This window comes from Deltaproteobacteria bacterium, from assembly GCA_009929795.1.
Lineage (GTDB): Bacteria > Desulfobacterota > Desulfovibrionia > Desulfovibrionales > Desulfomicrobiaceae > RZZR01.
Genome location: RZZR01000091.1, coordinates 1 through 9,807, shown reverse-complemented (window position 1 = coordinate 9,807; position 9,807 = coordinate 1). Strand labels below are relative to the sequence as shown.

Here is a 9,807-nt window from a genome sequence, read left to right as displayed (position 1 = left end):
CGACCATGAAGACCAGCTTGGCCCGACTCTGGCTGGAGTAGATGACCGGCGGGGTGTATTCGACCCGAGTGGAGACGTAGCTGACCGTGCAGGCCAATGGTTCGGACTGGCCGTCCCAGGTTACCCTGACGGTCTGTCCGGGGCGGATGGACCCGAGAAGGGGCTCGGGAACAAAGAATCGGACCTTTCGCAGGCCCGGGGGCAGGATGGCCAAAACGGGTCGTCCGGCCGGAACCCAGTCCCCGGGGTTGAAGAAGGTGTCGAAAACCAAGCCGGAGACCGAGGCGTTCTGGGTTCTTTGGTCCAGATTCCAGATCGCCTGGGCCAATCCGGCCTCGGCGGCCCGGACCTGGGCTTCGGCGGCCCGGATGGCGTCGATGCGCGAGCCCAAGGCCGAAGTCCGCAATTCAGCTTCGATCTGTCGGACCTGTTGGGAGGCCGTCTCGTACAGGCTCTTTTTTTTGTCCAGATCTTCGCGGGCGATGGTTCCGTCATCGAGCAGGTCGATTCGGCGGTCGTATTCAAGACGGGCCAGTTCGGCCTCGGCCTTGGCCTTGTCCAGACGGGCCTGGATGGTCTCCCGCTCCGACGGTCTGGCGCCTTTGCGCATGTCGGCCAGGGTGCTTCTGGACTGCTCAAGTTCCTGTCGGGCTGCGTCCACGGCGGCCAGTTCAAAGACATCGTCAAGGGCGAAGGCCAGGGTTCCAGCTATTACTTCCTGGCCTCTGGAAAGAGGCCTGGAGAGAAGTTTGCCGCCCTTTGGGGCGGCGACATAGACGTATTCCCCCTCGACATAGCCCTGCCATGACTGGGATTGGTCCGGCCGGCATCCCGAGACCATGGCCAGCACGAGGCAGAGGCAGGGCAATATGGAAACGAGATGAGGCCGAACCCAATTAATTTCCAGCATGTTTTTTCCCTATATCAAACAGACGATTCCCCGCAAGCCCGGATTTGACATGGACGTGATTTGCAAGCACTTCCCATGGCGGTCCTTTTATTGGACGATTTCCATCACGCAACCTCAACGGTGGATACATGAAACTTCAATATGAATTGCAACGGGCAGATAGTTTACGGCTCATCAAGCGCTCGTTGCTCTATTTCCTGCCGTTCAAGTTCAGAATCGTCATTTCCCTGGTGTCCATGGCCATCGTCGCGGCCTGCACCGGAGCGGTGGCCTTTCTGGTCAAGCCAGCCCTGGACGATATCTTCATCAACAAGGACCCCAAGGCCCTGCTCTGGCTTCCCCTGATCCTGGTGGCGGTCTTCCTGGTCAAGGGGATTTTTCGGTTTTTGCAGAATTACGAAATGAACTATTGCGGCCTGAAGGTCCTCGAGACCCTGCGAAACGAACTCTTCGCCAAGGTCGTCCGGCTACCCTGCCGGTTTTTCGAGGACAACCAGGTGGGCATGCTCATGTCCAGGATCTTGAACGACGTGACCGAGATCCGCCGGAGCCTTCCGGCCATGGTCATGCTGGTCCGGCAGGTTTTGACCATGGCTGGTCTTTTGGTGGTCGTGTTCTGGCGTGATCCCTATCTGGCATCCTTTGCCGTTCTGGTCCTGCCCCTGGCCGTGTATCCGTTCATCTACTTCGGACGAAAGCTCCGGCGTCTGGGTCGAAAGAATCAGGCCAAGATCTCAGACATTTCTGTGTTCCTTCAGGAGATTTTCAGCGGAATTCGGGTGGTCAAGGCCTTTGGGACGGAAAAGAAGGAGGCCAGCTCTTTCGAGCGGGAGAACGAACGTCTGGTCAAGGTGGCCGTAGGCGAAATAGTCTACAACGAATTGTCTTCGCCGGTCATGGAGCTTATCGGGGCCTTGGGTATGGGCCTTATCGTCTGGTACGGAGGTATGCAGGTCATCTCGGGCGAGTCCACGCCCGGGACGTTCTTTTCCTTCATGACCGCCCTGATCATGCTCTACGACCCGGTCAAGAAGCTAAACGATGCCAACATGACCATCCAGAGGGCTCTGGCCGGAGCTGAGCGGGTATTCGAGGTTCTGGATTCTCCCGAGGTGATCGTCGAGGATGGTGGAAGCAGGGAGGTGTCCCCGGTGTTCGAGCGACTGGAACTCAAGGGGGTGGGCTTTACCTATCCGGGAACAAATGTTCCGGCCCTGCAAAAAATCGATCTGAACATCGGGCACGGCGAGAAGCTGGCCATTGTCGGCCCCAGTGGATCCGGGAAGACCACCTTGGTCAATCTGATTCCGAGATTCTATCTACCCCAGGAGGGCACCATCCTTCTGAACACCCAACCCTTGGAGGAATACACCCTGAACAGCCTCAGACGATCCATGGGCATCGTCTCCCAGGATAACTTCCTATTCAATGCCAGCATTCACGACAATATCGCCTACGGTAGCCAGGGCGTGACGCGCGAGGACGTCGAGCGGGCGGCCAGGACGGCTTTTGCCCATGATTTCATTGTCGAAATGGACAACGGTTACGACACGGTCATTGGCGAGCGGGGAGTGAAGCTGTCGGGTGGACAGAAGCAGCGGATCACCATTGCCAGGGCTTTACTGAAGAACCCGCCCTTGCTCATTCTCGACGAGGCCACCAGCGCCTTGGACACAGAGTCCGAGCGCATCGTGCAGATGGCCCTGGATAATCTGATGAAGGAGCGGACCAGCATTATCATCGCCCACCGGTTGTCCACAGTCTTGTCCGCAGACCGGATCGTGGTCATGGAAAAGGGGCGCATCATCAGCATCGGCGACCATGCCGAACTTTTGGCCGGTTGTTCCTTGTACGCCAAGCTGCACAGCATGCAGTTCGAGCCCGGGGCCGCCAAGCCCGATGTCAGTCTTTGAACCAGAAGATGAAATACACGGCCCCGGCCAGGCAGCAGGAGGCCAGGTAGTAGCCCAGTCTGGGCCGTTCCCCCAGGACGAGGATGGCAATGGGAATGAAGACCGCCAAGGAAATGACTTCCTGCAGGATCTTCAACTGGGGGATGGTTAAGGATTGATGACCCAGACGATTCGCCGGAACTTGGAGGAGGTATTCAAAGAGAGCCACGCCCCAACTGAGCAGTGCGGCCACCAGCCACATGGAATTCCTGAGATATTTGAGGTGGCCGTACCAGGCTATGGTCATGAAGGCGTTGCTGGCCACCAGAAGGATTATGGCCAGGACAAGGGGCGACCGCATGCGGGCCTCGGGGGGATGGGGTTGGGCCTGCCTACGAAAGGGCGATCAAGGCGGGCTGGGAAGCGGTTATATCGTCTTCCTGGCCGTTGAAGTCAACGAAGATTTATCTTTTTAAATCAATATGATAAAATAAAAATGACACTCTGGGAAGAGCGGCGAGGCAGTTGAAACGGTTAGAAAAATTGGCGTGATCAGCTCCCTGCATGGTTCACAGATACATAGCCGATGGCTTCGGAAAGGACAAATTTTGTTGCTCAGAAATTGATTTCCTCGTTTGGATCGGACCCGGCTATGCGGGCCATATCCCTGAGGATGTTCAACGATTCCTGTGCTTCCTTGAGGTCAAGTTTTCTGATGGCAAATCCGGCGTGCATGATGACGAAGTCGCCGACCTCGACAGGTTCGTCAATGATCATCAGCGAGGCCTTTACCTCGGTTTCGCCTTCTCCGACTCGGCAGACGGCAACGCCATTTTCAATAGACTTGATCTGTGATGGGATGGCCAGGCACACGGTCACAGCTCCTTGTTAGATAAAGGGGGATTCATCAGGCAATGTAACCGAACGCCGAATCGCTGTTCCACCCCATTTCCCGATTTCTTTTAGGACGGCTTCCTTGAGGGTCGGCAGACATGACTCGGCTTTTTCCGAGAGCCCCGTGGACATGGTTTTATAATCGTGAGGTTCCATGCCGATGATGATAGCCTCGGGCCGATGGCCGGCCAGTTCGCAATAAATGAGGGTGTCCACCAGATCGGTCTGGTGAAGGGAGTTCTTGAAGGCCAGACTTTTCCGCAGATCCTCACCGGTCAGGTGGTAGATATCGCCGGGCTGACCGTCGCCCAGGACGGCGTCAATGACGATCAAAAGGTCTGACTCCATGATCGGGCCCATGAGCTTGGTACCCAGGGTTCCTCCGTCCATGACGGTGATGTTGTCGGTGAACTCGAATTCTCTTTCTAGATCCATGGCGGCCCTGACCCCGACACCTTCGTCGGTGAACAGGACATTGCCCACGCCAAGGATCAGAATCCTCTTCCGGTTAACTGCCATCGCTTTCCGCTCCCTGCACGATGAAAAGGCGGGGGCCTGAAATTCAGGCCCCCGCCTTTGGATTGAATGGTATCAAATGGGACTACAGGACCTTGAACTTGTAGACTTCATTGGTCCTGGAGTCGATGACGTGCACGCCGCAGGCGATGCAGGGATCAAAGGAGTGAACCGTGCGGAGGATTTCCACCGGACGCTTGGGGTCGGCGATGGGAGTGCCGACAAGGGCCTCTTCAACCGGTCCGATCTTGCCGGCGGCGCACCGCGGGCCAAAGTTCCATGTGGAAGGAACCACAAGCTGGAAGTTCTCGATCTTGCCGCCCTTGATCTTGATCCAGTGGCTTAGGGCACCGCGGGGGGCGGTGGCATAACCGACACCCTCGGCCTGGTCGGGCATTTTCCAATCTTTGTAAATGACATTGTCACCCTTGGCCAGGTTGTTTTCCAGTTCGTTGACCCAGTCTCCGGTCTTGTCGGAGGTGACCTTGGCCTCGATACAGCGGGCAGCGGTGCGGCCCAGGGTAGAGAACAGGGCCTCGGGGCCGACGTTCAGTTCTTTAAGAACGTAGTTGACCACGGCCTGTACTTCAGGCTGGCCCTTTCCGTAGGCCACGAGCATGGCGGCCAAGGGGCCGACTTCCATGGGAGCCCCCTGGTATCGGGGAGCCTTCATCCAAGAATAGCGGTCGCGATCCGTGTAGGAGGTGTACTGTGGGTCGGTGACACCCTTATAGGGATGCAGAGCTGCGTCGCCCTTGTACCAGCTGTGGCGGACGTGTTCAAGAACGTAGTCAGGATGGAAGGGGTCGACCTGAGCCAAGTTGCGGTTCCAGATGACACCTGCCGGCAGCCAGCGGCTGTTCAGATCGTTTTCGACGGTCGGGAACTCGCCGAAGGTCAGGAAGTTAGTGGTTCCGCCGATGCCGGCCCAGTCTTTGTAGTACTTGGCAACGGCAACCACATCGGGGACATAGCACTCGTCGATGAACTGCTTGGTCTCCTTCCAAAGGGAGACGTATTCCTTGATCCTGGCTGGGGTCAGACCTTCGTAGCAGGTCACCCCGCCAACGACGGTGAACTGGGTGTGGGGGTTCTTGGCACCGAAGACGGCCATGGCCCGGGCGGCTTTGACCTGCAGATGCAGGGCTTCCAGGTAGTGGGCCGTGGCGATGAGGTTGATCTCCGGGGGCAGATAGTACGCATCGTGCCCGCCCAAGAAGAAGGCGTTGGTGAAGATGCCCAGCTGACCGCTGTCGATGAGGGCCTTGACCCGGTCTTGAACGGCTTTGAGGTCTTCGGCCGTGGTTTTTTTGGGCGAGATGCTCGTGGCGATGCTGGCGGCCTTTTTGGGATCAGCGGCCAGGATGCTGGCGACATCAACCCAGTCCAGGGCATGGAGATGATAGAAATGGACGATGTGGTCATGCAGATACTGGGAAGCCATGACCAAGTTGCGGATGATGCGAGCGTTGGCCGGCAGGTTCTTGTCGACGCCGACGGCGTTGTCCACGCACCGGGTGGAGGCCAGGGCGTGGGTGTAGGTGCACACGCCGCAGGCCCGTTGGGTAAAATGCTGGGCGTCTCTGGGGTCGCGGCCCTTGAGGATGGTCTCCAGACCCCGGAAGAGCTGGGAGCTGGACCAGACGTCTTTGACCTTGCCGTTTTCGACCTCGACCTCGATCTTCAGGTGACCCTCAATGCGGGTGACCGGATCAACGACGATGGGGCCGTTGAACTGTTTGGCGAACGGGGTGGCCATTACCCCGGGAGCGGAACTTGGCTTGCAACCGGACATATGTTCAATCCTCCGATTCTTTGATTGTCGTTTTGGTTTTCACCACTTTCGGTCCGGAGCCATTGCCTTGAAGGCAGTGGCCGGAGTCTCTAGCCTTCCTCGTAGAAGGGGCTCATGGAATCCCAGAAATCCGGCTCGCTACAGCCGATGCAGGGATGTCCGGCCTGGACCGGCCAGTTGGTCTGGTTGAATTTAATCTTCGGGCAGTTGTTGAAGGTCATGGGACCCTTGCAGCCCAACTGATACAGGCACCATCCCTTGCGGGCCTCTTCTGAATCGAAGGATGGGGCAAATTCGCCGTTGTTGAAGTGGTCGAGGCGTTCGCAGAGATCGTGAACACTCTCGCCGTAGAACATGAGCGGACGATTGTAGTCATCCAGTTCGGGGATGGACTGCTTGGTCAGGTAATGAACAATGGTGCCGACCAAGTTGTAGGGATTGGGCGGACAACCGGGGATGTTGATGGAATTGACTCCCAGGGACTTCAGAGCGTCGTTGACACCCTTGGCTCCGGTCGGATTCGGGGCCGCGGCCTGGACACCGCCGTAGGTTGCGCAGGTACCATAAGAGATGACAGCCTGGGCTTTGGGAATGATGTCGGAACAGATTTCGAGCATGGTCCGACCGCCGACCTTGCCGTACAGACCACCGTCCTTGGTGGGGATGGCTCCCTCGACGACGCAGATGAAACCGTGGGGCGAAGACACGGCCTGGTGCAGGGCCTCCTCGGCCGGATGGCCAGCGGCGGCCATGAGGGTCTCGTGGTAGTCAAGAGAAATGGTGTCAAGGATCAGTGAGTCGACGTAAGGCTCAACTGTCCTCAGGATGGATTCGGAGCATCCGGTGCATTCGGCGTTGTGCAACCAGACCACGGACGGACGGCGCTTGGCGGTCAGAGCGTGTGCCACCTTGTACGCAAAGGACGCCTCCATTCCCATGACGGCGGCCACCGCAGTACAGAACTTCATGAAGTCACGACGTGACACGCCCGAGGCTTTGAGCCGTTCCTCGGCATTGTCTTTTCCAAGACCTACGGAAAACTTCATAACAACCTCCCTTCCTCGAAATAGGCTTACCGCTTGCATTGGGACAATCCCGGGCAGGCGGATGCGGTTAAGACCCCAACGAAGGGTCAAGTTCCCAGACGGGTGGAGAAAACATCAAGTCCGGACAGTAGTCCGCAAAGTACATCTCCGCCGCACAACCTGTTACTGCTGCAATTACTAACGAAAATGTTCGAGTTAGGTCAATGCCATTGGAAGGGCAAAGAGGAGTATTTTTTTGCTTGTTGTTTATAAGCTATTGATTTAGAGGTAGTAAATTCTTGAAGCGACAATAAAATATTATAAATTATATTATGTTAATATTATTTATATTTGAAAAATAAATAATTATTTTTTCCGTGTTATTTATTTTAAATTTTTGTTTGTAGCTTCGTTATTCGTTTTGAAATTATCCGAAAGATAAGACCGAAAACGTGGTCTTGGACCGGACCGCGAGGAGAAACCCATGACCTATGCTTTGTCCGTGCTCGGCGAGGATCGTCCCGGTATCGTGGCCGACGTGTCCGAATGCCTCCTGGATTTGGGATTCAATATCGAGGATTTGACCCAGACCATTCTGCAAGGCGAATTCGCGGCGATTTTCATTGTTTCCGGAGGTGAACCCACGGGCCTGGAGGCAACGCTCAGGGAGCATCTGAGGCGACGTGGGCTGTCTCTGAAGGTGAAGCCCGTCGCTCGTTCCGAGCGGCAGGCTTCTGCCTTGGCAGCCTGGGCCTTCGTGGTCACGACCACAGGTCCGGACTGCCCCGGGCAGATCGCGGCCTTCAGTCGGGTCATGAGCAGCTTCGGGTGCAATATCACCAATCTTAAGGCCATCAAGCGGGAGGAGACTTTCTCGATGATTTTTGAGATCGATGTCCTGTCCGGGACGGACCTGACGGATTTCAAGTCTCGAATCGACGTTACGGCCGCTCGGTTCGGGCTGAGTTCCAGTGTCCAGCACCGGGAGATATTTGAGGCCATCAATAGAATTTGAAGGTCAGGACATAGAGGAGAGCGAGTTGGAAGAGTTCCTGGCCCAATACGGATATGTGGCCATTGTCATCGGTACGGTGCTGGAAGGAGGAACCGTCCTGACCCTGGCCGGATTCGCCGCCCACAGAGGTCTCATGGAACTGTTTCCATGGGTGGTTGCCGCCGGGGCTGTTGGAAGCTTTGTGGATTGCCTTGTCTGGTACGCCTTCGGTCGGTATGGAGTTGGATTCGCCGCAGGCAGGGTCGAGCGGGTCCGAGGGAAGATCGAACGGATTGAGGCCCTGCTTTTTCGATGGAAGGCTCTATTCGTCATGGGGGCGAGGTTCATCCCTGGCTTTCGAACGGCAGGGGCGTTGGGCGTAGGGTTGTGGAAATACCCATGGCCCCGATTTCTCATTTTCAATGCCGTCGGGTCCTGGGTCTGGTCGGTGGTTTTGGCCTCGGTCGGCTACGGGTTCGGCCAGGGATTGACGGCCCTGATAGGGGAGTTCAAGGTTTGGGGATGGGCGATTCTAACCATGCTGGTCCTGGCCGCAGGAGTCTCCTGGGCGGCCTGGCACCACATCTGGAGAAAGGGAAAGGACAGTGCGGGCAAACGGTTTCCTGGCCGGCCATGAATGACTGCGTAGGGCACGCCTCGTAGTCATCAAGAGGAGAGACCCCAATCTGTCGGTGAGTCGGCCAGATGCTTTTTGGCCTGCTTGAGTCCAAGGTCGAAGGCCTTTTTGTTGATTTCGTGAATCTTGGGGGGAAGAATCCCCAACAGGCATTTTTTGACTGCCGCGGGGTTCATGAAGGGCAGGATGTGGCTCAAGGCCCCGAGGGCGACCACATTGGTGGTCTGGGCCAGCCCAATTTTTTCCTTGGCCAGCTCGGTGAACGGCAGGCCCCAGAATACATTGGACGGGGTCTGACTGACCAGAGTGGTGTCGACCAGCAAACGGCCTTCGGGTTTGAGGTTTCTGAAGTAGAGGTTGCAAGCCTCCTGGCTCAGAGCCACCAGAAGATCCAGGCTGACCGGCTTGGGGTAGCTGATGCGGTCCATACTGATCACCAAATCCGCGCGGCTGGCCCCTCCGCGGGCCTCGGGTCCGTAACTCTGGGTCTGGGCGACCTCGTAACCATGGTGGAGAGCCAGGGCCTCGCCCATGATTCGGCCCAGAGTCAAAATTCCCTGACCGCCCAATCCTGACAGCCTGATTTCGAAGCGTTCAATGGGGATTTTCGGTTTCATCGCGTGCCCCCCGTGGTCAATCTTTCCTTGAGTCCGTAGTACCGCTCCTCCAGACCCGGGCATCCTCGGTCGGCAAAGACGCCTATGGGGATCCGGTCCTTCTGTTTATCCGGCGGGAGTTCCAGGAAACGATCCAGGGGCATGGCCGTCTTCTTGTACCATTTGTACATTTCGACGTTGGTCTTGAACTTGTTCTTACGCCCATACTGGGTGTGGCAGGGGGTCATGACTTCAAGGACATTGAAGCCGGGCTTGGTCAAGGCCTCCTGGAGCAGACGGTCCATGAGATTGACGTGCATGACTGTGCTTCGGGCCACGTAGTTGGCTCCTGCGGCTTTCAGAAGTTCGACAACGTCGAAGTCCTTCTCGATCTGGCCGAAGGGGCTGGTTGACGTGACGGATCCGAAGGGGCTGGTGGGGGATTTCTGCCCACCGGTCATGCCATAGATGTTGTTGTTCAGAATCAGGGCCGTCAGTCCGATATTCTTGCGGGCGGCGTGAATGAGATGGTTGCCGCCGATGGCCAG

At 56.9% G+C, this 9,807-nt stretch carries 11 protein-coding genes; 3 read left to right on the top strand and 8 right to left on the bottom strand.

From position 1 onward, the window contains the following. Positions 1 to 910, bottom strand: a 910-nt coding sequence (locus tag EOM25_09975; GenBank protein NCC25504.1) for an HlyD family efflux transporter periplasmic adaptor subunit, incomplete at its 3' end; no start/stop codon positions are given. 128 nt (positions 911 to 1,038) lie between these two features. Here EOM25_09975 and EOM25_09970 point away from each other — a divergent pair. After that, positions 1,039 to 2,823 (top strand): ATP-binding cassette domain-containing protein, encoded by a 1,785-nt coding sequence (locus EOM25_09970; protein NCC25503.1) that lies wholly within the window; start codon positions 1,039 to 1,041, stop codon positions 2,821 to 2,823. Here EOM25_09970 and EOM25_09965 read toward each other — a convergent pair. The 5 genes from EOM25_09965 to EOM25_09945 all read right to left on the bottom strand — a co-directional run bounded on the left by EOM25_09965 (position 2,813) and on the right by EOM25_09945 (position 7,053). Then, positions 2,813 to 3,163: a hypothetical protein gene (locus EOM25_09965; protein ID NCC25502.1), complete on the bottom strand. Its 351-nt coding sequence runs from the start codon at positions 3,161 to 3,163 to the stop codon at positions 2,813 to 2,815. The genes EOM25_09970 and EOM25_09965 overlap by 11 nt on opposite strands. Before the next feature lie 254 nt (positions 3,164 to 3,417). After that, positions 3,418 to 3,675: a HypC/HybG/HupF family hydrogenase formation chaperone gene (locus EOM25_09960; protein ID NCC25501.1), complete on the bottom strand. Its 258-nt coding sequence runs from the start codon at positions 3,673 to 3,675 to the stop codon at positions 3,418 to 3,420. 15 nt (positions 3,676 to 3,690) lie between these two features. After that, complete coding sequence (gene hybD, locus EOM25_09955; protein NCC25500.1) at positions 3,691 to 4,215, bottom strand: HyaD/HybD family hydrogenase maturation endopeptidase; 525 nt, start codon at positions 4,213 to 4,215, stop codon at positions 3,691 to 3,693. A gap of 82 nt (positions 4,216 to 4,297) precedes the next feature. Next, entirely contained in the window at positions 4,298 to 6,007 is a 1,710-nt protein-coding gene (locus EOM25_09950; protein NCC25499.1) for a nickel-dependent hydrogenase large subunit, read from the bottom strand. Between the two features lie 89 nt (positions 6,008 to 6,096). Next, positions 6,097 to 7,053 (bottom strand): twin-arginine translocation signal domain-containing protein, encoded by a 957-nt coding sequence (locus tag EOM25_09945; GenBank protein ID NCC25498.1) that lies wholly within the window; start codon positions 7,051 to 7,053, stop codon positions 6,097 to 6,099. 463 nt (positions 7,054 to 7,516) lie between these two features. Here EOM25_09945 and EOM25_09940 point away from each other — a divergent pair, with 463 nt between their 5' ends. Both EOM25_09940 and EOM25_09935 read left to right on the top strand, forming a co-directional pair. Further along, positions 7,517 to 8,047 carry an amino acid-binding protein gene (locus EOM25_09940; protein NCC25497.1) on the top strand — a complete coding sequence of 177 codons (531 nt, stop codon included), beginning with the start codon at positions 7,517 to 7,519 and terminating at the stop codon, positions 8,045 to 8,047. A gap of 25 nt (positions 8,048 to 8,072) precedes the next feature. After that, positions 8,073 to 8,663, top strand: a complete 591-nt coding sequence (locus EOM25_09935; protein ID NCC25496.1) for a DedA family protein — start codon at positions 8,073 to 8,075, stop codon at positions 8,661 to 8,663. Between the two features lie 29 nt (positions 8,664 to 8,692). Here EOM25_09935 and EOM25_09930 read toward each other — a convergent pair whose 3' ends face one another. Next, complete coding sequence (locus EOM25_09930) at positions 8,693 to 9,280, bottom strand: pyruvate ferredoxin oxidoreductase (GenBank protein NCC25495.1); 588 nt, start codon at positions 9,278 to 9,280, stop codon at positions 8,693 to 8,695. Continuing rightward, the coding region (locus EOM25_09925) for a 2-oxoacid:ferredoxin oxidoreductase subunit beta (GenBank protein ID NCC25494.1) at positions 9,277 to 9,807 on the bottom strand (531 nt) is incomplete at its 5' end. The genes EOM25_09925 and EOM25_09930, both read right to left, overlap by 4 nt.